Raw genomic sequence first — 25,454 nt, forward strand, 5'->3', positions numbered from 1 at the left:
GCACGTGAAGCACCGTGAGGAGCCCGATCATGAGCCATCCCGGAGCCACTGCATCTGATCGTCACACAGTCGTGATCATCGGATCAGGGTTCGGTGGGTTGACCGCTGCCAAAAGACTCAAGCGTGCCGATGTCGACGTCAAGTTGATCGCGAAGACCACCCACCACCTGTTCCAGCCGCTGCTGTATCAGGTCGCGACCGGCATCATCGCCTCGGGTGAAATCGCACCGCCGACGCGGATGATCCTGCGCAAGCAGAAGAACTGCCAGGTGCTGCTCGGTGACGTCACACACATCGACGTGACCAACCAGACCGTCACGTCGGAGTTGCTCGGCCACACCTACGTCACGCCGTACGACTCGCTGATCGTGGCCGCCGGCGCCGGGCAGTCCTACTTCGGCAACGACCACTTCGCGGAGTGGGCGCCCGGCATGAAGTCCATCGACGACGCACTCGAGCTGCGGGCGCGCATCCTGAGCGCCTTCGAACAGGCCGAGCGGTCCAGTGACCCGGCTCGCCGCGAGAAGCTGCTCACGTTCACCGTCGTGGGTGCGGGCCCGACCGGTGTCGAAATGGCAGGCCAGATCGCCGAATTGGCCGATCACACTCTCAAAGGCGCGTTCCGCCATATCGATTCGACCACCGCGCGAGTGATTCTGCTCGACGCGGCACCCGCCGTGCTGCCGCCGATGGGTGAGAAGCTCGGCAACAAGGCCATGGCCAGGCTCGAGAAGATGGGCGTCGACATCCAGCTCAACGCCATGGTCACCGACGTCGACCGCAACGGCATCACGGTGAAGGACGCCGACGGCACCATCCGCCGCATCGAGTCGGCGACCAAGGTGTGGTCGGCGGGCGTTTCGGCAAGCCCGCTGGGCCGCGATCTGGCAGAGCAGTCCGGCGTGGAGATCGACAAGGCCGGCCGCGTGGTGGTGCAACCGGACCTGACCATCCCCGGACACCCGAACGTGTTCGTGGTCGGCGACATGGCATACGTCGAAGGGGTGCCGGGCCAGGCGCAGGGCGCCATCCAGGGCGGCAGATACGCCGCCGATGCGATCAAGGCCGAGATCAAGGGCGCCGACCCGGCGCAGCGCGAGCCGTTCCAGTACTTCGACAAGGGCTCGATGGCCACCGTGTCCCGGTTCTCCGCGGTCGCCAAGATCGGGCCGGTGGAGTTCGGCGGGTTCATCGCCTGGCTGGCCTGGCTGGTGCTGCACCTGGTCTACCTGGTCGGGTTCCGCCGCAAGCTCACCACGCTGCTGTCGTGGACGGTGACGTTCCTGTCGACCCAGCGCGGCAACCTCACCATCACCGAGCAGCAGGCCTACGCCCGCACCCGCATCGAATCGCTCGAGGAGATCGCGGCGTCGGTGCAGGACACGCAGAAAGCTGCGGTCTAGACCCGCTCAATAACCTTGTGCCAGCAAGGTACTCGCGCGCCGCTAGCTGCGCCGATCCGGCCTCGCCGCCCGACAGGTTAATTTGTTCGTCACATACAGACATGTGGCAGAAACACAGCCGCTCTAACGTCCCGAAGCGACAACCGCACGTTGTCTGCGGACATAGAGGGAAAGGCTGTTCATGCGACTTCAACGACGCTCAGCGCTGGTGGTCGGAAGCATCGCCGCCGCAACGGCACTGGTGTTGGCCGGCTGCGGAAGCAAGGCAACCGAATCCGGCTCGGCCAACGCCGAGTCATGTGTGGACACCTCCGGTCCGACAATCAAAGTGGGGGCGCTGAACTCGCTTTCGGGCACCATGGCCATCTCCGAGGTGACCGTCCGGCACGCCATCGACCTGGCCGTTGAGCAGATCAACGCGGCCGGCGGTGTGATGGGCAAGCAGATCGAACTGGTCGGCGAGGACGGGGCGTCCGAGCCGACCGTGTTCGCCGAGAAGGCCGAAAAACTGATCAGCAGCGACTGCGTGGCCGCGGTCTTCGGCGGCTGGACCTCGTCGTCGCGCAAGGCCATGCTTCCGGTGTTCGAGTCCGCGAACGCGTTGCTGTACTACCCGGTGCAGTACGAGGGCCTGGAGGCCTCCGACAACATCTTCTACACCGGCGCGACCACCAACCAGCAGATCGTGCCCGCGCTGGACTACCTCAAGGAGAAGGGCATCACGTCGCTTTACCTGGTCGGTAGCGACTACGTCTTCCCGCAGACCGCCAACCGCATCATCAAGGCGTACGCCGACGCCAACGGCATCGAGATCAAGGGCGAGGACTACACGCCGCTGGGCTCGACGGACTTCTCCACCATCGTCAACAAGATCCGCACCGCCGATGCCGACGCGGTGTTCAACACCCTCAACGGCGACTCCAACGTGGCCTTCTTCCGCGAGTACCGCAACGTCGGCCTGACCCCGCAGGACATGCCCGTCGTGTCGGTCTCGATCGCAGAGGAGGAGATCGGCGGCATCGGGGTGCAGAACATCACCGGGCAGCTGACCGCATGGGACTACTACCAGACCATCGACAGCCCGGTGAACAACGCGTTCGTCAAGGCGTACAAGGACAAATACGGCGCCGACAAGCCCACCTCGGATCCGATGGAAGCCGCCTACGTCTCGGTGTACCTGTGGAAGAACACCGTTGAGAAGGCGGAGTCGTTCGCGGTGCCCGACGTGCAGAAGGCCGCCGGCGGCGTTCAGTTCGACGCACCCGAGGGGCTGGTGCAGATCGACGGCGACAACAACCACATCACCAAGACCGCCCGAATCGGCGAGATCCGGCCCGACGGCCTGATCTACACGGTCTGGGAGTCCGCGGGACCGATCGAGCCGGACCCCTACCTCAAGGGTTATCCGTGGGCGGCCGGCCTCTCCAGCTGACCCGGGCATGGATGTCCTGATCGGGCAGCTGGCAACAGGATTGAGCCTCGGCTCGATCCTGTTGCTGGCCGCGCTGGGATTGTCGCTGACGTTCGGCCAGATGGGCGTCATCAACATGGCGCACGGCGAGTTCATCATGGCCGGCTGCTACACCGCATTCGTGGTGCAGCAGATTATCTCCAATGCCGGTGCCTCGCTGCTGATTTCGTTGGTGATCGGGTTTCTCGTCGGCGGTGCGCTCGGCGCGCTGCTCGAAACCACGCTGATCCGGCGGATGTATCACCGGCCGCTGGACACGCTGCTGGTGACGTTCGGCGTGGGCATGGTGCTGCAGCAGGTGGCCCGTGACATCTTCGGTGCGCCCGCGGTCAACGTCGTCGCACCGCCGTGGTTGTCCGGCGGTGTGGAGATCCTCGGCGCGGTGGTGCCCAAGACGCGGATCTTCATCCTGGTGCTGGCCGTTGTCTGTGTCGCCGCGCTGGCCGCGGCATTGAAGTTCAGCCCGATGGGACGCCGAATACGGGCGGTGGTGGCGAACCGCGACCTCGCCGAGACCAGCGGGATCTCCTCACGCAGAACCGACGTCACGACGTTCTTCGTCGGCTCGGGGCTGGCGGCCGTTGCGGGCGTGGCGCTGACGCTGATCGGTTCGACCAGCCCCACCATCGGGCAGAGCTATCTGATCGACGCGTTCCTGGTGGTGGTGGTCGGCGGCCTCGGCCAGCTCAAGGGCACGGTGATCGCGGCGTTCGCGCTGGGCTTCGCGAACTCGTTCATCGAGTACAACACCACCGCCTCACTGGCCAAGGTGATCCTGTTCGTGATCATCGTCATCTTCCTGCAGGTCCGTCCGCAGGGCCTGTTCACCGTCCGGACAAGGAGCCTTGCGTGAGAACCCTTCTGGGCCGCTGGCAGACCTGGGCCGGTTTCGGCGTCGCGGCCGTCCTGCTGTTCGGGGTCGCGCCCGCGGTGCTGTCCGACTTCCGGCTGAGCCTGCTGGCCAAGTTCCTGTGCTTCGCGATCGTGGCGGTCGGCATCGGCCTGGCGTGGGGCCGCGGCGGCATGCTGGTCTTGGGCCAAGGCGTGTTCTTCGGCCTCGGCGGCTACATGATGGGTATGCACCTCAAGATCGCCGACGCGCAGTTGCGCGGCGACGACGTGCCGGACTTCATGCAGATCGCTGGGGTGCGCGAACTGCCCGGCTACTGGGCACCGTTCGCCTCCCCCGCGTTCACGCTCGCCGCCATCGTGCTGCTGCCGACCGCCATCGCCGCCGCGCTCGGTCTCGGCGTGTTCAAACGCCGGGTCAAGGGCGCCTACTTCGCGATCTTGTCGCAGGCGCTGGCGGCGGCACTGGCCATCCTGCTCGTCGGACAGACCAGCCTGGGCGGTAGCAACGGGCTCAACAGGTTTCGCACCTTCTTCGGGTTCACGCTGAACGACCCGGTGAACCGGCGAATGTTGTATTTCATCGCCGCCGCGGTGCTCCTGCTCGTCGTCGCGGTGGTGCGCCAGCTCATGGCAAGCCGGTACGGCGAGCTGCTGGTGGCCGTTCGCGACGGCGAGGAGCGGGTGCGTTTCCTCGGCTACGACCCGGCCAACATCAAGGTGGTCGCGTACTCCGTCGCGGCGTTGTTCGCCAGCATCGCGGGTGCCCTGTTCGCGCCGATCGTCGGCTTCATCGCGCCGTCACAGGTGGGCATCCTGCCGTCGATCGCATTCCTGATCGGCGTGGCGATCGGCGGCCGCACCACGCTGCTGGGCCCGGTGCTGGGCGCCATCGGCGTCGCCTGGGCCCAGACCGTGTTCTCCGAACGCTTTCCGTCGGAGTGGACCTACGCCCAGGGGCTGCTGTTCATCGTGGTCGTCGGCTTCATGCCCGCCGGCATCGCCGGACTCGGCGCGGTGTTCGCCGGCCGCCGTCTGCGCAGGACCAAACCGTCACCCGCACCGCAACCGGTGTCTGCGCCCGACACCGAACCTGACAGCCAGAAGGTGGGTGCATCCACATGACGACCCAAAGCACACCGGTCGCGGGCGGCAACGCCGGAATGGCCGCCGAGTACCTCGAGATCCGCGGGCTGACCGTCGATTTCGACGGGTTCAAGGCGGTCAGCGACGTTGACCTCACCCTGTTCCAGGGCGACCTACGGTTTCTGATCGGGCCGAACGGGGCGGGCAAGACCACCGTCATCGACGCGATCACCGGGCTGGTCAGCGCCACCGGATCGGTGAACAAATCCGGCGTCGAACTGCTCGGCAAGAAGGTGCACCAGATCGCCCGGTTGGGCGTGGGACGCACGTTTCAGACCGCCAGCGTGTTCGAGCAGCTGACCGTGCTGCAGAACCTGGACATCGCCGCGGGCGCGGGCCGATCGGTGTGGACTCTGCTGCGCCGCCGCCACGGGGTGCTGCCCGCCATCGAAGCCGCGCTCGACACGATCGGGCTGGCCGATCTGGCCGACCAGCCCGCCGGTGCGCTGGCCCACGGCCAGAAGCAGTGGCTGGAGATCGGCATGCTGCTGGTACAGAACGCCGACGTGCTGTTGCTCGACGAGCCGGTGGCGGGCATGAGCCACGAGGAACGCGAGGAGACCGGAAACCTGTTGCGCCGCATCGGCGCCGAACGCACCGTCGTGGTGGTCGAACACGACATGGACTTCATGCGGGCCTTCGCCACCTCGGTGACCGTGCTGGCCCGCGGGCGCGTGATCGCCGACGGAACCGTCGCCGAGGTGCAGGCCAACCCGAAGGTCCAGGAGGTCTACCTCGGCACCGCCGCCGCCGGTGCCGAGCTCGTCGAGGAGAACCGCTGATGCTGCAACTGATCGATGTCCGCAGCGGCTACGGCCGCTCCGAAGTGGTCCACGGCGTCAGCATCGAGGTGCCCCGCGAGGGGGTGGCCGCGGTGATGGGGCACAACGGGGCGGGTAAGACCACGCTGCTGCGGGCCGCGGTCGGGCTGCTCAAATGCAGTGCGGGCACGGTGCTTTTCGACGGCGAGGACATCACCAAGCTGCGGCCCAGCGCCCGGGTGGCACGTGGTGTGGCCTACGTCCCGCAGGGCCAACAGTCCTTCGGCCAGCTGACCACCATGGAGAACCTCCAGGTCGTCGCCGACGGGCGCAAGAACGGACGCCAGCTCATCGACGAGCAGCTCGACCTGTTTCCCGCGCTCAAGGAACTGCTGACCCGCAAGGCCGGGCTGTTGTCCGGTGGGCAACGCCAACAGCTGGCGATCGCACGGGCGCTGATCACCAGCCCCAAGTGCCTGATCCTCGATGAACCGACCGAAGGCATCCAGCCGTCGGTGGTCGCCGAGATCGAAACCGCCATCGTCGAGTTGACCAACCGCGGCGACCTCGGCGTGCTGCTCGTCGAGCAGCACATCGGCTTCGCGTTGGAGTCCTCGCAGCACTATTACATTCTGGAAGCCGGGCGCCTCACCTCGAGCGGCGCGGGCGGTTCGGCATCCGAGACCGAAGTGCGTGCCGCGATGGCGATCTAGAGGCGCCTTCCCTGCCACGTCGACAGGCACCCGCCGCCGGCCAGCGCCAGCGGCATCCCCCGGGTCTGGGCGGTGCCTCGCGGGTAGTGCAGTTCGCTGACACACGCCATCGGCGTGCCCAGCTCGTCGTCGGTGATCGAGCCGTTGCCGAGCTCGACACGGTGGCGCACCAACGGCGATCCGTCGACGTCGGCGTGCAGCGATCCTGACCAGAACCCTTGGTGCTCACCGGATCTGCCGATCTGCACGCGTTCGCGCAGCCGGATGCGGCCCGTCGTGGCCAGGGTCAGCCGGGTGGCGCTGTGGTGGCGCGACGTGGCGGCGACGACGGTGGGCTCCGGATCCAGGTCGAGGTCACCGGCCACCTCGAGGGACCACAGCGCGTGTGATTCGACCGTCGTCGCACCGGGCAGCGTCACCGTCGCCGCCGCGGTGCGCACCCGTAGCCGCGCGCCGGGCGCGACCATCACGCGGATGTGCAGCGCGTCACCGCCAAGCGGGGTGGCCGCGGCCGACACCAGATGAACGGTGTCGGGCTCGGTGTGGCGAGCGGCAAGGCCCCCGGTGCACTCGATGCGCGGCCGACGGCCCGGGGTCGCGACGATGAGGACGTCCGACCGCACTAGACCGGCACCTGCAGCTGTTGGCGCACCCAGGTCAGCACCGCAGCCGCCGACGGGTCCTCGGTCAGCGAGATCAGCACCGTGGGTCGGCCCTCGCGGACGGTGGTGGCGTCGCGGCGCATCACGTCGAGGTCGGCGCCGACCAGCGGCGCCAGGTCAATCTTGTTGATCACCAGCAGATCCGAATACGTCACGCCGGGACCGCCTTTGCGCGGCACTTTGTCACCCCCCGCCACGTCGATGACGAAGATCTGGACGTCGACAAGCCCGGACGAGAAGGTGGCGGTGAGGTTGTCGCCGCCGGACTCGACCAGGATCAGGTCCAGCGGGTCCTCGGCTCCGGAGTTGACCGCGATGAGGTCGTCGATGGCGTCCAGGTTGGCCGTGATGTCGTCGCGGATGGCGGTGTGCGGGCAGCCGCCGGTCTGCACCGCCGCGATCCGCGCATCGGGCAGCACCGCATGGCGGCGTAGGAAGTCCGCGTCCTCGGTGGTGTAGATGTCGTTGGTCAGTACCGCCAGCGACAGCTCGTCGCGCAGCTGCCTGCACAGCGCGGCCACCAGCGCGGTCTTTCCCGACCCGACGGGCCCGCCGACGCCGATGCGCAGCGGCTCCCCCGGCCGGCGCGGGCGCTTCGGCCGGTCGACGTGTGCGTGGGGTCGGCCATCGAGAAAATGCGGTGGCATAGCGTGCCTTTCAGGAGGCGAACAGGGGGCGTTCGCGTTGGCTGTGCCGTTGGGCCAGGACGTCGAGCAGCGGATCGGAGAGCTCGCACAGCTCCTTGGCTGCCTCGCCGGCGAGTTGGTCACACAGCGGCGCCAGGTGAAACGTCATGGCCGCGACGTCCCCGGGGTCGAGCGCCAACAGCCGCTGAGCGGCCGTCGCCGATCCGGTCATCGTCGTGTAGATCACCGACAGCGCGGTGTGTTCGGGCGGGGTTCCGCCGGCCGCGCCCGCCACGCCTGCCGCCACCGCCAGATGCGGCGTGGCGCCCAGCGGCTGCCAGTCGGTGTCCGGCCACACCCGCCGCGCCAGCCGCACCAGGCCGCGGCCCTGGGTGCGTGAGGCTTGACGAGCCGCGGGAGCCGGGGTGCGCGCGTCGATCTCGCGATCGGCCTCCTGGGTGCTCAGCCGCCCGGCGCAGACGGCAGCGGCAACCGAGGCGGCCACCAGGCCGTGGGTGCGCATGCGCCTGCGCAGAAACGCCCGCAGCGTCGGAAGGTCGCGAACCAGGCCCTCGGCGACGGCCTGCTCGACGCCGCCGGAGTGCACGTGCCCGCCGGTGGGCAACCGCGAGTCCGACAGCGTGAGCAACGTCGTGAGGTTCGTCATCAGAACAGGAAATATCGTTGCGCCATCGGAAGTTCGGCCGGCGGATCCTGCTGCCACACCTCGCCGTCGATGCGCACCGTGAACGTGTCCGGGTCGACCTCGATGGCGGGCAGCGCGTCGTTGAGCGGAAGATCGGCCTTGCCGACCGCGCGCACGTTCTTGACGGCGACCAGGCGGCGGTTGACCGCGAGGCGGTCGGCCAGCCCGTCCTCGACGGCCTGAGGCGCCACAAAGTGCACCGAGGTGGCGGCCGCGGCCGCCGGCGCGGCGCCGAACATCGGCCGCGGCAGGACCGGCTGCGGGGTGGGGATGGAGGCGTTCGCGTCTCCCATTGCCGCCCAGGCGATCATGCCGCCCTTCAGCACCGCGTGCGGGCGCACCCCGAAGAACGCCGGCTCCCACAAGACCAGGTCGGCCAGCTTGCCCACCTCGACCGACCCGACCTCGTCGTCGAGGCCGTGCGCGACGGCGGGGCAGATCGTGTACTTGGCCACGTAGCGGCGCACCCGGTTGTTGTCGGCGGCACCGTCGCCCGGCAGTGCGCCGCGGCGGCGTTTCATCACGTGCGCGGTCTGCACGGTGCGCAGGACCACCTCGCCGATGCGGCCCATCGCCTGGGAGTCGCTGCCGATCATCGAGATCGCGCCGATGTCGTGCAGCAGATCCTCGGCGGCCATCGTCGACGGCCGGATACGGCTTTCGGCGAACGCGAGATCCTCTGGGACGGCGGGGTTGAGGTGATGGCACACCATCAACATGTCGAGGTGCTCGTCGAGGGTGTTGACGGTATGGGGCCGGGTGGGATTGGTCGAACTCGGCAGCACGTTCGGGTGCGCGGCCACCGTGATGATGTCGGGCGCGTGGCCGCCGCCCGCGCCCTCGGTGTGATACGCGTGGATCGACCGGCCGTTGATCGCGCCGATCGTGTCCTCGACGAACCCCGCCTCGTTGAGCGTGTCGGAGTGCAGCGCCACCTGCACCCCGGCCGCGTCGGCGACGCCCAGGCAGGCGTCGATGGCCGCAGGTGTGGACCCCCAGTCCTCGTGCAATTTGAAACCCGAAGCGCCACCGCGTAATTGCTCCCACATCGCCTCGGTGCTGACCGTGTTGCCCTTGCCGAGCAGCGCCATGTTCACCGGCCATGAATCCAACGACTCCAGCATCCGGCCCAGATGCCATGCGCCGGGCGTGACGGTGGTGGCCTTGCTGCCCTCGGCAGGTCCCGTGCCGCCGGCGATCACGGTGGTGATGCCCGCGCCGAGTGCCTCGCCCATCAGCTGCGGGCAGATCAGATGCACATGGCAGTCGATGCCGCCGGCGGTCACGATGCGGCCGTTGCCCGCGATGACCTCCGTGGACGGCCCGACCACCAGGTCGGGATGCACCCCCGCCATGATGTCGGGATTGCCCGCCTTGCCGATGGCGACGATCCGCCCATCGCGAATTCCGATGTCGGCCTTGATAATTCCCCAGTAGTCGATGATCACCGCACCGGTGATGACGGTGTCGGGCGCACCGTCGGCCCTGGTGGCACGCGCCTGGCCCATCGACTCGCGCAGCACCTTGCCGCCGCCGAACACCGCCTCGTCGCCCGCCAGCTCCGGGCCGCCGCTGCGGTCCTCGGTGATCTCGACGAACAAATCCGTGTCGGCCAGCCGGATCCGGTCCCCCGCGGTCGGGCCGAACAGCGCGGCGTACCGCGGCCGCGACAGCCGGGTCATGACGCGTCCAGGCGGCCGGGAGGCGACAGCGTGAGCCCGTGCACTTCCCGCGATCCGCTCAGCGGAACCAACGCAACCCGTTGGGCCACACCGGGTTCGAACCGCACCGCGGTGCCCGCGGGAATGTCGAGCCGAAAGCCGTGCGCGGCGTCGCGGTCGAACATCAGCGCCGCGTTGGCCTGCGGCAGGTGCACATGGCTGCCGACTTGCACGGGACGGTCGCCGCTGTTGACCACCTCCAACTGCAGGCGTGGCGCGCCGGCGTTGAGTTCGATGTCGCCGTCTCCGAAGACGATTTCACCGGGCACCATCGGGGTGCTCATGAGATCGGGTGGTGGACGGTGACGAGCTTGGTGCCGTCCGGAAACGTCGCCTCCACCTGGACGTCGTCGAGCATCTCGGGCACCCCTTCCATGACATCGTCTCGGCGCAGGACCTCACGACCGCTGACCATGAGCTCCGCGACCGTGCGCCCGTCGCGGGCCCCCTCGAGGATGTGGTCGGTGATCACGGCGACCGCTTCGGGGTGGTTGAGCTTGAGGCCGCGGGCCTGTCGGCGCCGCGCCAACTCGGCGGCGTAGGACAGCAGCAGCAGATCCTGCTCATGCGGTGTCAAACGCATAGTCGGCGATATTGCCATGCCGCGCACGGGAAGGCAGCGCAAGCAATGCGGTTGTTACTGCGCAGGCATGTTCTGCAGGCGCACCTGGCCGAGGGCGACGACACGGTCGTTGTCGTCGGTGATCGTGATCTGCCACAGCTGCTGACGCCGACCGCGGTGGATCGGGGTGGACACCGCCGTGACCGTGCCCGAGGAGATCGCACGCAGAAAATCGGTGTTGTTGTTGACCCCGACCACGTCCCCGCCGCCGTGCTCGGTGAGCCAGAGGTGGCCGGACACGCTGGCCAGGCTCTCGATGATCGAGCAGTACACCCCGCCGTGCACGATGCCCGCCGGTTGCAGCAGCCTGTCGTCGATGGTCAGCTGCGCGGTCCCGCCGTCGGGGGTGAGCTCGAGGAATTTCAGGCCGAGTTCGTTGTCGAATCCCTTGCCGAGTTCGGCCGGTACGTCGGTGGTCACGCGATCGTGTCTACACGTTTGCGTCGCCGCGCCGCCCGCAGGGGGCGGCCGGTGCGGGAAATCAGACGGGCCCCGCACCAGGCGGTGCGGGGCCCGTCCTTCGTGTGGACCGGGAGTCACTGCAGCCCTCAGGACTCCGGCGCGGTCCGGTGGTTGTCCGGTGTTCCGCCGCTAATAATAGGCAAGGCTATCCTAATTCAGCAAGACCTTCGTCGCGGCAATGCGGGACGTTCCGCGCACCGGCAAGCCGAAGCCGACGAACGCGTCGAGCACGGCCTGGCTGCGTTGCATGCTGGTGAGTTCGCTGCACCCGGCGAGCAGTGGCATCAGGGTCGCCGCGCTGACCACGGCCGTCCCGACGGCGTGCCACATCGACGCGATCGACATCGCTCCCCCGCTCACGTCGGCCAGCTTGGTGAACAGCGGCTCGAGAGCGCGGTGGCTGCGGTGGGCGATCCACGTCGTCAGCGCCGCCTCGCTGGGCAGCGCCACGATCCCGTCACGCGCGGGGTTGGTCACCCGCATGGCCCGGCGGTCGGCGAAGAACGGATCGTCCGGCAGGGCCCGCAGCGTCGGGTCCACGACGCCGACCCAGTCGACGGCGCCTTCGGAATCGACGTGCACCCACAGGTTTTCCAGGCCGGTGTCCCATGCGCGCGCCTCCAGCACGACGAGCGGGATGACCCGTCCCACGACGACGTGGGCGAACGTGGCCGCCAACTGCTGGGCCACCGCGATCGGGCTGTCGGTTTCCTCGATGCCGATTTCGAACATGGTTTGCAGGCGGTCGGTGGTCAACACCTCGGTGAGCGGCCACCATCGCCGCCGCGAGAGGTCACCCATCACGGCGACGCCATAGACTCGCGGGCATTCGGGGTAGAGCTCGCGCAGGCGTCGGCTCGATTCGTGCAGGGGCAGCGGTCGCTTGATCGCCATGCTGGCGATGAGCGGATCGTCGACCGCGACTGTCATGCGCACCTCCCGATGTCTACTTAGGTTAGGCTTACTATAGTCCTATGCGTGATCAGGGCCAGACCGTGTGACTGGAGTCACAGGCCGGCGAGAACCAGGCAAGAACCGGTGGTGAGCGACGCCGCAGAGGTTCAACGGCGGCCGCGGGTGGCGGCCCCGCCATAGGGATACGACGCACCGTAGTAAAGCCGTAGTAAGCTGGATCAGCAGTCTCTAGGAGAGAACATTCGCATGGCCAAATTGACGCGTCTGGGGGACCTTGAACGCGAGGTGATGGACCATCTGTGGTCCGCGCCGGAGCCCCAGACCGTGCGGCAGGTCCACGAGGCCCTGTCGGCGCGGCGCGACCTGGCCTACACCACGATCATGACCGTGCTGCAGCGGCTCGCGAAGAAGAACTTGGTGGTCCAGCACCGCGACGATCGTGCCCACCGCTACGCACCCACGCACGGCCGTGACGAACTGGTCGCCGGCCTGATGGTCGATGCGCTCGACCAGGCGGCGGACTCGGGAAGCCGCGAGGCCGCGCTCGTCCACTTCGTCGAGCGGGTCGGCGCCGACGAGGCCGCGGCGTTGCGTCGTGCGCTGGCCGATCTGGAAAGCAAGGACCGCATTCCTCCGGTCACTGGCCATTCAGGCACCGACTGAGGGAGACTGACGGCGTGTCCGCGCTGGCCTTCACCGTCATGGCGCTGGTCCTGTCCGGACCAGTGCCTGCCGTGCTGGCCAGGGCGGCATGGCCGATGCGTGCGCCACGGGCCGCCATCGTGCTGTGGCAGGCGATCGCGCTCGCGGCCGTGCTGTCCGCGTTCTCCGCGGGCATCGCCATCGCCAGCCGGCTCTTCGCGCCCGGGCCCGACGGCCGACCGACGGCTTACATCTTCAGCGAAATCGATGCGCTGGGTTGGCCGGTGTGGACCGCGTACGTGGTGGTCTTCGCGCTGACCCTGGTGATCGGCGCGCGTCTGGCCCTGGCCGTGCTGCAGGTCGCCATCGCCACCCGACGCCGTCGCGCACACCACCGCATGGTCGTCGACCTGGTCGGTAAGTCCCAGAGGTGCCACCACCTGCCGGCAGGAGGCTACGGGCTGCGCATCTTGGACGTGGACCAGCCGCTGGCCTACTGCCTGCCGGGCGTGCGCAGCCGGGTGGTGGTCAGCGAGGGCACGCTGACGGCGTTGGCGGACAACGAGTTCGCCGCGATCCTGTCCCATGAGCGCGCCCACCTGCGGGCCCGCCACGACCTCGTGCTGGAGATGTTCACCGCCGTGCACGCCGCGTTCCCCCGGTTCGTCCGCAGCGCCAGCGCGCTGGGCGCCGTCCGGCTGCTGATCGAAATGCTGGCCGACGACGCCGCGGTGCGCACCGCCGGCCCCACCCCCCTGGCGCGGGCGCTGGTCGCCTGCGCGGGCGGGCCCACCCCGTCGGGTGCCCTGGCCGCGGGTGGGCCGACTACGCTGCTGCGCGTGCGCCGCCTGGCAGGGCGGGGCAACAGCGTGGTGCTGGGCATGGCGGCATATCTGGCCGCGGCGGCCGTGTTGGTCGTACCGACCTATGCGGTGGCGCTGCCCTGGCTGACCGAACTGCACCGGCTCTTCACCGCATAGGGACGCATCGGGCCACATCAGACCCCAGGAATGCGTTGCTCCACAACAAAACAACGAAAGGCTGCCCGGATGAGCTCTGACGACACTGCCTCCACCACCGGTACCGCTCAGATCGGGGTCACCGGCCTCGCCGTGATGGGCTCGAACATCGCGCGCAACTTCGCCCGGCACGGATACACGGTCGCGCTGCACAACCGTTCCGTGGCCAAGACCGATGCGCTGCTGGCCGAGCACGGCTCCGAAGGCAAGTTCGTCCGCAGCGAGACCATCGCCGAATTCCTTGACGCGCTGGAGAAGCCGCGCCGGGTGTTGATCATGGTCAAGGCCGGAGAGGCGACCGACGCGGTGATCAACGAGCTCGCCGACGCGATGGAGGACGGCGACATCATCATCGACGGCGGCAACGCGCTCTACACCGACACCATCCGGCGGGAGAAGGCGATGCGCGAGCGCGGCCTGCACTTCGTCGGCGCGGGTATCTCCGGCGGTGAGGAAGGCGCGCTCAACGGGCCGTCGATCATGCCGGGCGGCCCGAAGGAGTCCTACGACAGCCTCGGGCCGCTGCTCGAGGAGATCTCCGCGCACGTCGACGGCGTGCCGTGCTGCACCCACATCGGGCCTGACGGGGCCGGGCATTTCGTGAAGATGGTGCACAACGGCATCGAGTACTCCGACATGCAGCTCATCGGGGAGGCCTACCAGCTGCTACGCGACGGGCTGGGCAGGTCCGCGGGCGAGATCGCCGACGTGTTCGACGAATGGAACTCCGGTGACCTGGACAGCTTCCTGGTCGAGATCACCGCGAAGGTGCTGCGCCAGGTCGACGCCAAGACCGGCAAGCCGCTGGTCGACGTCATCGTCGACGAGGCCGAGCAGAAGGGCACCGGCCGCTGGACGGTGAAGTCCGCGCTCGATCTGGGTGTGCCGGTGACCGGCATCGCCGAGGCGGTGTTCGCCCGCGCCCTTTCGGGTTCGGTCGCCCAGCGACGTGCCACCACCGGGCTGGCCGCCGGTGAGCTGGGTGAAAGGCCCAGCGACGCAGCCCAGTTCACCGAGGATGTGCGCCAGGCGCTGTACGCGTCGAAGATCGTCGCCTACGCGCAGGGCTTCAACCAGATCCAGGCAGGCAGCGCCGAGCACAACTGGAACATCAACCCCGGCGATCTGGCCACGATCTGGCGCGGCGGCTGCATCATCCGGGCCAAGTTCCTCAATCGGATCAAGGACGCCTACGACACCGATCCCGACCTGGCCACGCTTATCGCCGCGCCCTACTTCCGCAGCGCGGTCGAGTCGGCGATCGACAGCTGGCGTCGCGTCGTGGTCACCGCCACCCGGCTCGGCATCCCGATCCCCGGGTTCTCCTCGGCGTTGTCCTACTACGACGCGCTGCGCACCGAGCGGCTGCCCGCGGCGTTGATCCAGGGTCTGCGCGACTACTTCGGCGCCCACACCTACGCGCGCATCGACGCCGACCGCGACAAGAAGTTCCACACCCTGTGGAGCGGCGACCGTACCGAGGTCGAGGCATGAGATCCTTCCGTTCGCGCGGGGAACGGGCCCACCCAGACCCAATTAGACTCGGAAGCGATGCGCTTTCTTGACGGCCACCGGCCCGGCTACGACCTGACCTACGACGATGTGTTCATCGTCCCGGGCCGCTCCACTATCCAATCGCGGATGGACGTCGACCTGGCCACCTCCGACGGCTCCGGAACGACGATTCCGGTGGTGGTCGCCAACATGACCGCGGTCGCGGGCCGGCGGATGGCCGAAACGGTCGCCCGCCGCGGCGGCCTGGTGGTGCTGCCCCAGGACCTGCCCGTCGACGTGGTCAAACAGACCGTCGACTTCGTCAAGAGCCGCGACCTGGTGGTGGACACCCCAGTGGTGCTGTCCCCCGACGACTCCGTCTCCGATGCGATGGCGCTGATCCACAAACGCGCACACGGCGCCGCCGTCGTCGTGCACCAAGGACGCCCGACCGGCCTGGTCACCGAGAGCAACTGCGTCGGCGTGGACCGGTTCACCCGGGTGCGCGACGTCGCGATCTCCGACTTCGTCACCGCACCGGTGGGCACCGACCCGCGCAAGGTCTTCGACCTGCTCGAACACGCCCCCATCGAGCTGGCGGTGATGACCGACGCCGACGGCACCCTGGCCGGCGTGCTGACCCGCACCGGCGCGATCAGGGCGGGCCTTTACACCCCGGCCGTGGACGGCAACGGCCGGCTGCGGATCGCGGCCGCGGTCGGCATCAACGGCGACGTCGGCGCCAAGGCCCGCAGCCTGGCCGAGGCCGGCGTCGATCTGTTGGTGATCGACACCGCCCACGGGCACCAGGAGAAGATGCTCGACGCGATCGCGGCGGTCGCGTCGCTGGAGCTGGGGCTGCCGGTGGCCGCGGGCAACGTGGTCGCCGCGGAGGGCACCCGCGACCTGATCAACGCGGGCGCCACGATCGTGAAGGTCGGCGTCGGGCCCGGCGCGATGTGCACCACCCGGATGATGACCGGGGTCGGGCGGCCCCAGTTCTCCGCCATCGTCGAATGTGCCGCGGCCGCACGGCAACTCGGTGCGCACGTGTGGGCCGACGGCGGGGTCCGGCACCCCCGCGACGTCGCGCTGGCGCTGGCCGCCGGGGCGTCCAACGTGATGATCGGCTCCTGGTTCGCGGGCACGTACGAGTCGCCGGGTGACCTCATGCGCGACCGCGACGACCAGCCGTACAAGGAGAGCTACGGGATGGCCTCCAAACGGGCCGTCGCGGCCCGCGCCGCCGCCGACAGCCCCTTCGACCAGGCCCGCAAGACGTTGTTCGAGGAGGGCATCTCGACCTCCCGCATGGGGCTGGACCCCTCCCGCGGCGGCGTCGAGGACCTCCTCGACCACATCACCTCGGGAGTCCGCAGCACCTGCACCTACGTCGGCGCGGCCAACCTGTCCGAACTGCACGAGAAGGCGGTGCTGGGCGTGCAGTCCGCGGCCGGCTTCGTCGAGGGGCATCCGCTGCCCACCGGTTGGTGACCCGGCGACACCGCGATCACCCGCTACGATGATCTCCTCAGCACTCGTCTACTCGAAAGGGAACCCGTGCCGCAGGCACCCGTCGAGGCCGTGAGTTTGTCGGCCGAGCGGCCCGGTCACGAGCCTTCCGACGCCGAGCCCTCTTCTAGCCGGCCGGGCACCAGGCCCGGCGATCCCGAGGCGAGGCGGCGATGAGCCTCGCGATGTCGCTGCTGCTGATAGCGGCGATCATTCTGCTGACGGCCGGAACCGCGGTGTTCGTGGCCGCCGAGTTCTCGTTGACCGCGCTGGAGCGCAGCACCGTCGAGGCCAACGCGCGCACCGGTGACCGCCGCGACCAGATGGTGCGGCGCGCACATCGCACGCTGTCGTTTCAGCTCTCCGGTGCCCAGGTCGGCATCTCGATCACCACGCTGGCCACCGGCTACCTGGCCGAGCCGGTCATCGGCCAGATGATCCAGCCCGGGCTGGACGCGCTGGGTGTGCCGGCGGGCCTGTCCCCCGGCATCGCGCTGTTCTTCGCCGTCGTCATCGCGACCTCGCTGTCGATGGTGTTCGGCGAGCTGGTGCCCAAGAACCTCGCCGTGGCCCGGCCGGTGCCCACGGCCCGGTGGTCGGCGGGCCCGCAGCTGCTGTTCTCGGCGCTGTTCACCCCGCTGATCCGGATCACCAACGGCACCGCCAACTGGATTCTGCGCCGGCTGGGCATCGAGCCCGCCGAGGAACTGCGGTCGGCCCGCTCGGCCCAGGAACTGGTCTCGCTGGTGCGCAACTCCGCGCGCAGCGGCGCGCTGGACCCGGTGACCGCGCTTCTGGTCGACCGCTCGCTGCAGTTCGGCGACCGCACCGCCGAGGAGCTCATGACACCGCGGTCGAAGATCGAAGCGCTCGACGCCGACGACACCGTCGCAGACCTGGCCGGCGTCGCCATCAAGACCGGCTTCTCGCGGTTCCCGATCGTGCGGGGCGATCTCGACGAGACCATCGGCATCGTGCACATCAAGCAGGTGTTCGAGGTGTCGACGGAAAAACGCGCCAGCACCCGTCTCGCGGCACTGGCGGTGCCGGTGGCCAAGGTGCCGTCGACGCTCGACGGGGACTCGCTGATGACCCAGATCCGCGCCAACGGGTTGCAGACCGCGCTGGTGGTCGACGAATACGGCGGCACCGCGGGCATGGTCACCGTCGAGGACCTGATCGAAGAGATCGTCGGCGACGTCCGCGACGAGCACGACGTCGAAGCGCCCAACGTCGTACCCGCCGGGCGGGGCTGGCAGGTGTCGGGGTTGCTGCGCATCGACGAGGTCGCCGGTGCGACCAACTTCCGCGCCCCCGAAGGCGACTACGAGACGATCGGCGGCTTGGTGCTCGAACGGCTCGGGCACATCCCCGACGAGGGTGAATCGGTGGAGCTCACCGCGTTCGACCCCGACGGTGTGGTGGAGGATCCGGTGTGCTGGCTGGCCACCGTCCTGAAAATGGACGGCCGCCGCATCGACCTGCTCGAACTGACCGAGCTGGGCCGGCGCAGCGACAGCGAGGAGACCTGATGGGCGACTTGTTCGGGGTGCTCCTGACGATCGTGCTGCTCGGCGCGAACGCGTTCTTCGTCGCCTCGGAGTTCGCGCTGATCTCCGCGCGCCGCGACCGGCTCGAAGCGCTCGCAGAGAACGGCAAGAAGAGCGCGGTCACCGTGATCAGGGCCGGCGAGCACCTGTCGTTGATGCTGGCCGGCTCACAGCTCGGCATCACGATCTGCTCGATCCTGCTCGGTCGCGTCGGCGAGCCGGCCGTCGCCCACCTGCTGGAGAAACCGTTCGACCTGATCGGGATCTCCGACGCGGTGCTGCACACCGTGTCGTTCGTCGTCGCGCTCGGCATCGTCGTCACCCTGCACGTGCTGCTCGGCGAGATGGTGCCGAAGAACATCGCGATCGCGGGCCCGGAGACCACCGCCATGTTGCTGATCCCCACCTACCTGGTGTGGATCCGGATGGCCAGGCCGCTCATCGCGTTCTACAACTGGTGCGCCAACATGACGCTGCGCGCATTCCGGGTGCAGCCCAAGGACGAACTCGACGTCACGGTCTCGACCGTCGAACTGTCGGAGATGATCGCCGAGTCGGTGTCGGAGGGGCTGCTCGACCCCGAGGAACACAGCCGGCTCACCCGCGCCCTGCAGATCCGCAACCGGGTGGTCAACGACGTCGCCGTGCCGCTGCGCGAAATCCGGGCGGTGCCGGTGGCCCGTGAGGGTGCGGGACCCACCGTCGGCGCCATCGAGGACGCGTTGACCCAAACCGGCTACTCGCGGTTCCCGGTCATCGACACCACCGGCAACTACCTCGGCTACCTGCACATCAAGGACGTGTTGCCGCTGGTCAGCGACCCCGACGCGGTGCTCGACGCCGCGATGGTGCGGCCGCTGCCGCGGGTGCCCGCGACGCTGCCGCTGCCCGACGCGCTGTCGCGGCTGCGGCGCCGCAACGCCCATCTCGCCTTGGTCACCGACCGCGACGGCACCGTGTCGGCGATGGTGGCGCTGGAGGATCTGGTCGAGGACCTGGTCGGCACCGTGCGCGACGGGACGCACCGTGTTTGATGTCGCGGTAGCCACCTCCAGCGTCTTGCTCGACGAGGCGGACTGGACCGCCCGGGCGCGTCGCCACCGCCGGCGCGTCGACGCGTTCCTGCGCAAGCACCGCCCCACGCCCGACCCCCACCCCGTGTGGGACTTCCTGTTCACCTACTACAGCCTGCGGCCGCGCCAGCTGCGGACCTGGCATCCGGGGTTCGGGACGGTGCTGACCGGCGACGCCGCCCAGCGGTATCTGGGCCGGACCGGATACGGGCGGGCCGACGGCGGTGTCGCGGTCACCCCCGGCTACTTGGCGGGCCGGCTCGACACCGTCCGGTTCATCGCGCGGTTGCTGCGCGCCACCGCCGCGCGGCCGGCGCGGCTGAACTGCTTCGGGTTGCACGAGTGGGCCATGGTGTACCGCGCGCCGACCGTGCGCCACGCCGATGTCCCGTTGCGGCTGGGGTCCGCGGGCACCGATGCGGTGGTCGAGTCGATGCCATTGCGCTGCAGCCACTTCGACGCGTTCCGCTTCTTCACCGAACCGGCTGCCAGGCGCAACGCCAAGCAGCTCACCCGCGAGGACCAGATCAACGCCGAACAACCGGGCTGTGTGCACGCGGCGATGGACTGCTACAAGTGGGCGTTCAAGCTCGGCCCGCTGGTGAACTCCGAGCTCGTGATGGACTGTCTGGAGCTGGCCGCCGACGCCCGTGAACTGGACATGCGGGCCAGCCCCTATGATCTCCGCGAATACGGATTCGCCCCGATTGCGGTCGAGACCCCCGCCGGTCGGGCGGAATACGTACGAATCCAGCAGGACGTCGCTGACCGGGCCGCGCCGTTGCGGGCGGCCCTTGCCGACACGTGCGACCGCCTCATATCCGCGGCGAGCCGCGGGTCAGGTGACGCTGCCGGCGAATAAGCCCAGCTACCGGTGGGTAAGCTGGACGAAGGCTCAAGGGAGGAAAGATGACCGATCGTGTGACGGTGGGAAACCTGCGCGTCGCCCAGGTGTTGTACGACTTCATCAACAACGAGGCGCTGCCGGGCACCGATATCGATCCCGACACCTTCTGGTCCGGCGTGGACAAGGTCGTTGCCGATCTGACCCCCAAGAACCAGGACCTGCTGGCCCGGCGTGACGATCTGCAGGCCCGGATCGACAAGTGGCACCGCCACCGGGTGATCGAACCGATCGACCCCGAGGCCTACAAGAACTTCCTCATCGAGATCGGCTATCTGCTTCCCGAGCCCGACGACTTCACCATCACCACGACCGGCGTCGACGACGAGATCACCACCACCGCCGGCCCGCAGCTGGTGGTGCCGATCCTCAACGCCCGGTTCGCGCTGAACGCCGCCAACGCCCGCTGGGGTTCGCTGTATGACGCGCTCTACGGCACCGACGTGATCTCCGAGGAGGACGGTGCCGAGAAGGGCACCAGCTACAACCCGGTGCGGGGCGAGAAGGTCATCGCCTACGCACGCCGCTTCCTCGACGGCGCGGTGCCGCTTGCCACCAGCGGCTGGAGTGAGGCCACCGGGTTCAAGGTCGACGACGGTGCGCTGCTGGTCACCCTTGGCGACGGGCTGTCGACCGGGCTGGCGACCCCCGAGCAGTTCGTCGGCTACACCGGCGAACCGGAGGCCCCCAAGTCCCTGCTGCTGAAGAACCACGGGCTGCACGCCGAGGTCCTCATCGACCCCGACTCCCCCGTTGGCTCGACCGACAAGGCCGGCATCAAGGACGTCGTGCTGGAATCCGCCGTCACCACCATCATGGACTTCGAGGACTCGGTGGCCGCCGTCGACGCCGACGACAAGGTGCTCGGCTATCGCAACTGGCTCGGCCTGAACAAGGGCGACCTCGCCGAGGAGGTCACCAAGGACGGCAAGACGTTCACCCGGGTGCTCAACCAGGACCGCACCTACACCACCCCCGACGGCGGCGAGCTCACCCTGCCCGGCCGCAGCCTGCTGTTCGTGCGCAACGTCGGGCACCTGATGACCAACGACGCGATCGTTCTCGACGACAACGGCTCCGACGGTCCCGAGGTGTATGAAGGCATCCAGGACGCGTTGTTCACCAGCCTCATCGCGATCCACGGGCTCAAGTCCGGCGAGCAGAACGGGCCGCTGGTCAACAGCCGCACCGGGTCGATCTACATCGTGAAACCCAAGATGCACGGCCCCGACGAGGTGGCGTTCACCTGCGAGCTGTTCAGTCGGGTCGAGGACGTGCTCGGCCTGCCCGCCAACACGCTCAAGGTCGGCATCATGGACGAGGAGCGGCGCACCACCGTCAACCTCAAGGCCTGCGTCAAGGCTGCCGCCGAGCGCGTCGTGTTCATCAACACCGGCTTCCTGGACCGCACCGGCGACGAGATCCATACCTCGCTGGAGGCGGGGCCGATGATCCGCAAGGGCGCGATGAAGAACACCACGTGGATCGCCGCCTACGAGGACCAGAACGTCGACGTCGGCCTGGCGACCGGGTTCTCCGGGCGCGCGCAGATCGGCAAGGGCATGTGGGCCATGACCGACCTGATGGCCGACATGGTCGAACAGAAGATCGGCCAGCCCAAGGCAGGCGCCACCACCGCCTGGGTGCCGTCACCGACCGCGGCGACCCTGCACGCCATGCACTACCACGAGGTCGACGTGTTCGCGGTGCAGAAGGAACTCGCGGGCAAGAAGCGCACCACCATCGACGAACTGCTTACCATCCCGCTGGCCAAGGAGCTGGCGTGGGCGCCCGAGGAGATCCGCGAGGAGGTCGACAACAACTGCCAGTCGATCCTCGGCTACGTGGTGCGGTGGATCGACGCCGGCGTGGGCTGCTCGAAGGTGCCCGACATTCACAACGTCGCGCTGATGGAAGACCGTGCGACGCTGCGTATCTCGAGCCAGTTGCTGGCGAACTGGTTGCGCCACGGGGTGATCACCGACGAGGACGTCAAAGCGAGCCTGCGGCGGATGGCCGCCGTCGTCGACAAGCAGAACGAGAAGGATCCGGAGTTCCGCCCGATGGCACCGGATCCCGACAACAACATCGCGTTCCAAGCCGCGCAGGAGCTGATCCTCTCCGGCGCTGAGCAACCGAACGGCTACACCGAGCCGATCCTGCATCGCCGGCGTCGCGAGTACAAGGCCGCAAGTGGGCAGGCATAGCCTTCCGGACCCCGAGGACTCGCCGGACCAAGATCAGCCCGACGAGTCCTCGGAATCTCAGACCGAGCGCTTCGGTTGGGCCCGCGATGAGTCGCAGGTCCCCGGCCCTCCCGAGTACGGCGATTCGGCGTACCGCACACCGCAATACGGTGAGTCATCGGACGAGGGTCCACCCGATTACGAAGGGCCCGGTTACTTCGACGACGGCGACCCCGCCGACGCCGACCGCCCCGAGCCGGCGTCGGGCAGTGGGGCACCTCCCCCGCCGCCGCGCCGTCCCCGCCGACACAGCGGAGAGTGGGAAGGCGGCGAATGGACCGGTAGCCACCGCGCGGTAACCGCTGGGCGGCGCGGGGTCAGCGTCGGCGTCATCGTCGCGCTGGTATCGGTCGTGTTGCTGGTCGGCGCCGTCATCCTGTGGCGGTTCTTCGGCGACGCGCTGTCCAGCCGCAGCGACGTGGCCGCCGCGCGGTGCGTCGACGGTGAGCTCGCCGTGGCCGTGATCGCCGATCCGTCGATCTCCGAGCAGGTTCAGACGTTGGCCGACGGCTACAACGAAACCGCGGCGCCGGTCGGCGACCGGTGCGTCAAGGTCGGTGTCAAACCCGCGAACTCCGATCAGGTCATCAACGGCTTCGCGGACACCTGGCCCGCCGAGCTCGGCGAGCGCCCGGCCCTGTGGGTGCCTGCCAGCTCGGTCGCGGCGGCACGCCTGGAGGCTGCGGCCGGCGCGCAGACCGTCAGCGACAGCCGGTCGCTGGTCAACTCCCCGGTGCTGCTGGCGATTCGCCCGGAGCTCAAACCGGCGCTGGCGCAGCAGAACTGGGGCACGCTTCCCAGACTGCAGACCGACCCGACATCGCTGGAGGCGTTGAACATGCCCGGCTGGGGGTCACTGCGGCTGTCGCTGCCGCTCCGCGGCGACAGCGACGCCTCCTACCTGGCCGCCGAGGCGGTTGCCGCGGCGTCGGCGCCGGCCGGTGCGCCGCCGAGCGCCGGTGCGGGCGCGGTGAACACCCTGGTCGCCAACCAGCCGCAGCTGTCCGACAACACGGCGGCGACCGCCATGGATGCCCTGCTGAACGCGCCGGACCCGGCGTCGGCCCCGGTGCATGCCGTCGTCGTCACCGAACAACAGCTGTACCAGCGCACCTCCGACATGCAGGACGCCGCCCAGACGGTGGCGGCCTGGCTGCCGCCGGGCCCGCCTGCGATGGCCGACTACCCGACCGTGCTGCTCTCGGGTGATTGGCTCAGCCAGGAACAGCTCAGGGCCGCCAGCGAATTCGCGCGGTTCATGCGGAAACCCGACCAGCTCGCCGAGTTCGCCAACGCCGGGTTCCGCACCGAAGGCGGCACCCCGCCGCCGAGCGAAATCCTCGACTTCGCGCCGCTCGCCGAGCCGTTGAGGTTGGGCGACAACGCCACCCGCGCCTCGCTGGCCGCCACGTTGACGGCGCCCGCGGAGAATCCCGCCGTGACGATCATGCTCGACCAGTCGATGCCGGCCGACGATGCCGGCCGATCGCGGCTGGCGAACGTGGCGGCCGCGCTGCAGGCACGCCTGCAGGCGCTGCCCGCGACGTCGGCGGTGGGGCTGTGGACCTTCGACGGCACCGCGGGCCGCTCCGAGGTGAGCACGGGGCCGTTGACGGACCCGATCGACGGGGCGCCGCGCTCGGCCGCGCTCACCGCCGCTCTCGACGCCCAGTCCGCCTCCAGCGGAGGCGCGGTGTCGTTCACCACGCTGCGCCTGGTCTACACCGATGCGATGGCCAATTACCGTGACGGGCAACCTAACTCGGTTTTGGTCATCACGACCGGCCCGCACACCGACCGGACCCTGGACGGCTCGGGTCTGCAGCAGTACATCCGCGGGGCGTTCGACCAGGCCCGCCCGGTCGCCGTCAACGTCATCGACTTCGGGGAAGACTCCGACCGCGAGACCTGGGAGGCCGTCGCGCAGATCACCGGCGGCACCTATCAGAACCTTCAGAGTTCGGCCTCCCCGGAACTGAACGCGGCGATCGCCGCCATGCTCGGTTAAGTCGGCGCCGACAACAGGCTCAGCGCCGACCTGGCGAACACGTCCGGCACCTCGACCTGCGGGTAGTGCCCCACGCCCGGAAGCTCGACGACGTCTGCGGCGGGGCGTAGTTCGCGCAGCCCGTCGAGCACGTTGGTGGTCGCGACGATGTCGTCGAGCGCCCACAGGAAGCTCAGTTTCTTCGGCCAGTCCCGCACCGCGCCGTGCCACCGCTCGGCGTGGCGCACCCGTTCGTCGAGATAGGAGATCAGCAGGTGCGCGATGCGGTGACCGTCGTTGTGGGTCAGCAGCGACCACTGCGCCTCGGCCTCGGCGTCCGAGAGTGGGTGCGCGTCGGTGAACAGCTTGCCGAACCCGCGGACGAACCCGCCGCGGTTGACCAGCCGGGCCATCAGCGGGCCCAGCGGGCCGCGCAGGATCTCCTGGCTGGGCCGCAGGCTGGCTCGGTCCAGGATGATGCTGCCGTTGCTCACCACGACCCGCTGCAGCTCAAAGGGCAAGCGGCCCTCGATGTCTCGGGCCAGCAGCTCGGTCGTCACCGACGTGCCCATGTCGTGTGCGATCAGCACCACCGGGCCCGGGTCGGCGTCGGCCACCACCGCCTGCACGATATCGGCCTGCTCCAGGAGGCTGTAGCGGTGCGGGCGCGGCTTGTCGGACAAGCCGAAGCCCAGGAAATCCAGCGTCAGCCAGGCCCTGCCCTCGAGGTGGTCGACCACCCGCCGGTAGTCGTAGCTGCTGGACGGGTAGCCGTGCAGCAGCAGGACCGTCGGGCCGTCGCCGGGGGCGCTGCGGACGAAGATCCGGCCCGCCGGGGTGGTCAGCCAGTGGCCGGCGTCGCGCCATTGCGCGACCGTCGGTGGTAACACCCGCCCGACCATAGCCGCCGAACGTTCCTTACCGCTCGAAAAATCGGCGAATTATCGCGCGGTAAGGAACGTTCGGCCAA

The 25,454-nt window shown here is 68.8% G+C and carries 24 protein-coding genes; 15 read left to right on the forward strand and 9 right to left on the reverse strand.

Translation table 11 applies throughout. The annotated features are described in order from the left end of the window. The first annotated feature begins 29 nt into the window (after window positions 1-29). From G6N28_RS23535 to urtE, 6 genes are all read left to right on the forward strand, one after another. Complete coding sequence (locus G6N28_RS23535; protein ID WP_163904546.1) at window positions 30-1,403, forward strand: type II NADH:quinone oxidoreductase Ndh; 1,374 nt, start codon at window positions 30-32, stop codon at window positions 1,401-1,403. A gap of 181 nt (window positions 1,404-1,584) precedes the next feature. After that, window positions 1,585-2,835: an urea ABC transporter substrate-binding protein gene (gene urtA / locus G6N28_RS23540; RefSeq protein ID WP_163904548.1), complete on the forward strand. Its 1,251-nt coding sequence runs from the start codon at window positions 1,585-1,587 to the stop codon at window positions 2,833-2,835. Between the two features lie 7 nt (window positions 2,836-2,842). Further along, window positions 2,843-3,727, forward strand: coding sequence for an urea ABC transporter permease subunit UrtB (gene urtB / locus G6N28_RS23545; protein ID WP_163904550.1), 885 nt, complete (start codon window positions 2,843-2,845; stop codon window positions 3,725-3,727). Beyond that, on the forward strand, window positions 3,724-4,848 hold the full coding sequence (gene urtC / locus G6N28_RS23550; RefSeq protein WP_163904552.1) for an urea ABC transporter permease subunit UrtC: 1,125 nt from the start codon (window positions 3,724-3,726) through the stop codon (window positions 4,846-4,848). Before urtB ends, urtC begins: the two co-directional genes overlap by 4 nt. Then, window positions 4,845-5,651: an urea ABC transporter ATP-binding protein UrtD gene (gene urtD, locus G6N28_RS23555; protein WP_163904554.1), complete on the forward strand. Its 807-nt coding sequence runs from the start codon at window positions 4,845-4,847 to the stop codon at window positions 5,649-5,651. The genes urtC and urtD overlap by 4 nt, the downstream gene beginning before the upstream one ends. Then, window positions 5,651-6,343 (forward strand): urea ABC transporter ATP-binding subunit UrtE, encoded by a 693-nt coding sequence (gene urtE / locus G6N28_RS23560; RefSeq protein ID WP_163904556.1) that lies wholly within the window; start codon window positions 5,651-5,653, stop codon window positions 6,341-6,343. Before urtD ends, urtE begins: the two co-directional genes overlap by 1 nt. On the opposite strand, the gene G6N28_RS23565 is transcribed toward urtE, so the two are convergent. The 8 genes from G6N28_RS23565 to G6N28_RS23600 form a co-directional block, all read right to left on the reverse strand. Next, the gene (locus G6N28_RS23565; RefSeq protein ID WP_163904558.1) at window positions 6,340-6,966 is read right to left on the reverse strand and encodes an urease accessory protein UreD; all 627 of its coding nucleotides are present in this window, start codon (window positions 6,964-6,966) and stop codon (window positions 6,340-6,342) included. The two genes, urtE and G6N28_RS23565, sit on opposite strands and share 4 nt — an antisense overlap. After that, window positions 6,966-7,652, reverse strand: coding sequence for an urease accessory protein UreG (gene ureG / locus G6N28_RS23570; RefSeq protein ID WP_163904560.1), 687 nt, complete (start codon window positions 7,650-7,652; stop codon window positions 6,966-6,968). The genes G6N28_RS23565 and ureG overlap by 1 nt, the downstream gene beginning before the upstream one ends. Before the next feature lie 10 nt (window positions 7,653-7,662). Next, window positions 7,663-8,298, reverse strand: a complete 636-nt coding sequence (locus G6N28_RS23575; protein ID WP_163904562.1) for an urease accessory protein UreF — start codon at window positions 8,296-8,298, stop codon at window positions 7,663-7,665. Next, window positions 8,298-10,019: an urease subunit alpha gene (locus G6N28_RS23580; RefSeq protein WP_163904564.1), complete on the reverse strand. Its 1,722-nt coding sequence runs from the start codon at window positions 10,017-10,019 to the stop codon at window positions 8,298-8,300. Before G6N28_RS23580 ends, G6N28_RS23575 begins: the two co-directional genes overlap by 1 nt. Then, window positions 10,016-10,330: an urease subunit beta gene (locus G6N28_RS23585; RefSeq protein WP_163906577.1), complete on the reverse strand. Its 315-nt coding sequence runs from the start codon at window positions 10,328-10,330 to the stop codon at window positions 10,016-10,018. The genes G6N28_RS23580 and G6N28_RS23585 overlap by 4 nt, the downstream gene beginning before the upstream one ends. A gap of 8 nt (window positions 10,331-10,338) precedes the next feature. Then, entirely contained in the window at window positions 10,339-10,641 is a 303-nt protein-coding gene (locus G6N28_RS23590; protein ID WP_128107697.1) for an urease subunit gamma, read from the reverse strand. Window positions 10,642-10,695: 54 nt separating this feature from the next. Next, on the reverse strand, window positions 10,696-11,100 hold the full coding sequence (locus tag G6N28_RS23595; RefSeq protein ID WP_163904566.1) for a PaaI family thioesterase: 405 nt from the start codon (window positions 11,098-11,100) through the stop codon (window positions 10,696-10,698). A 192-nt stretch (window positions 11,101-11,292) separates the two neighbouring features. Continuing rightward, window positions 11,293-12,072, reverse strand: coding sequence for an iron reductase (locus G6N28_RS23600; RefSeq protein ID WP_163904568.1), 780 nt, complete (start codon window positions 12,070-12,072; stop codon window positions 11,293-11,295). Between the two features lie 231 nt (window positions 12,073-12,303). On the opposite strand from G6N28_RS23600, the gene G6N28_RS23605 reads away from it, so the two are divergent. The 9 genes from G6N28_RS23605 to G6N28_RS23645 all read left to right on the forward strand — a co-directional run bounded on the left by G6N28_RS23605 (window position 12,304) and on the right by G6N28_RS23645 (window position 24,505). After that, window positions 12,304-12,720 (forward strand): BlaI/MecI/CopY family transcriptional regulator, encoded by a 417-nt coding sequence (locus G6N28_RS23605; RefSeq protein ID WP_163904570.1) that lies wholly within the window; start codon window positions 12,304-12,306, stop codon window positions 12,718-12,720. 14 nt (window positions 12,721-12,734) lie between these two features. Continuing rightward, entirely contained in the window at window positions 12,735-13,679 is a 945-nt protein-coding gene (locus G6N28_RS23610) for a M56 family metallopeptidase (protein WP_163904572.1), read from the forward strand. 69 nt (window positions 13,680-13,748) lie between these two features. Beyond that, complete coding sequence (gndA, locus tag G6N28_RS23615) at window positions 13,749-15,212, forward strand: NADP-dependent phosphogluconate dehydrogenase (RefSeq protein WP_163904574.1); 1,464 nt, start codon at window positions 13,749-13,751, stop codon at window positions 15,210-15,212. A gap of 57 nt (window positions 15,213-15,269) precedes the next feature. Then, entirely contained in the window at window positions 15,270-16,706 is a 1,437-nt protein-coding gene (locus tag G6N28_RS23620) for a GuaB1 family IMP dehydrogenase-related protein (protein ID WP_163904576.1), read from the forward strand. Window positions 16,707-16,897: 191 nt separating this feature from the next. Continuing rightward, entirely contained in the window at window positions 16,898-18,256 is a 1,359-nt protein-coding gene (locus G6N28_RS23625) for a hemolysin family protein (RefSeq protein ID WP_163904578.1), read from the forward strand. After that, window positions 18,256-19,308: a hemolysin family protein gene (locus G6N28_RS23630; RefSeq protein ID WP_163904579.1), complete on the forward strand. Its 1,053-nt coding sequence runs from the start codon at window positions 18,256-18,258 to the stop codon at window positions 19,306-19,308. The genes G6N28_RS23625 and G6N28_RS23630 overlap by 1 nt, the downstream gene beginning before the upstream one ends. Beyond that, entirely contained in the window at window positions 19,301-20,209 is a 909-nt protein-coding gene (locus G6N28_RS23635; protein WP_163904581.1) for a 3-methyladenine DNA glycosylase, read from the forward strand. The genes G6N28_RS23630 and G6N28_RS23635 overlap by 8 nt, the downstream gene beginning before the upstream one ends. A gap of 47 nt (window positions 20,210-20,256) precedes the next feature. Then, on the forward strand, window positions 20,257-22,458 hold the full coding sequence (locus G6N28_RS23640) for a malate synthase G (RefSeq protein ID WP_163904583.1): 2,202 nt from the start codon (window positions 20,257-20,259) through the stop codon (window positions 22,456-22,458). After that, window positions 22,445-24,505 carry a vWA domain-containing protein gene (locus G6N28_RS23645; protein WP_163904585.1) on the forward strand — a complete coding sequence of 687 codons (2,061 nt, stop codon included), beginning with the start codon at window positions 22,445-22,447 and terminating at the stop codon, window positions 24,503-24,505. Before G6N28_RS23640 ends, G6N28_RS23645 begins: the two co-directional genes overlap by 14 nt. Here G6N28_RS23645 and G6N28_RS23650 read toward each other — a convergent pair. Beyond that, window positions 24,502-25,386, reverse strand: coding sequence for an alpha/beta fold hydrolase (locus G6N28_RS23650; protein ID WP_407664998.1), 885 nt, complete (start codon window positions 25,384-25,386; stop codon window positions 24,502-24,504). The genes G6N28_RS23645 and G6N28_RS23650 overlap by 4 nt on opposite strands. Between the last annotated feature and the right edge of the window lie 68 nt (window positions 25,387-25,454).

It is taken from the genome of Mycolicibacterium pulveris (genome assembly GCF_010725725.1).
GTDB lineage: Bacteria > Actinomycetota > Actinomycetes > Mycobacteriales > Mycobacteriaceae > Mycobacterium > Mycobacterium pulveris.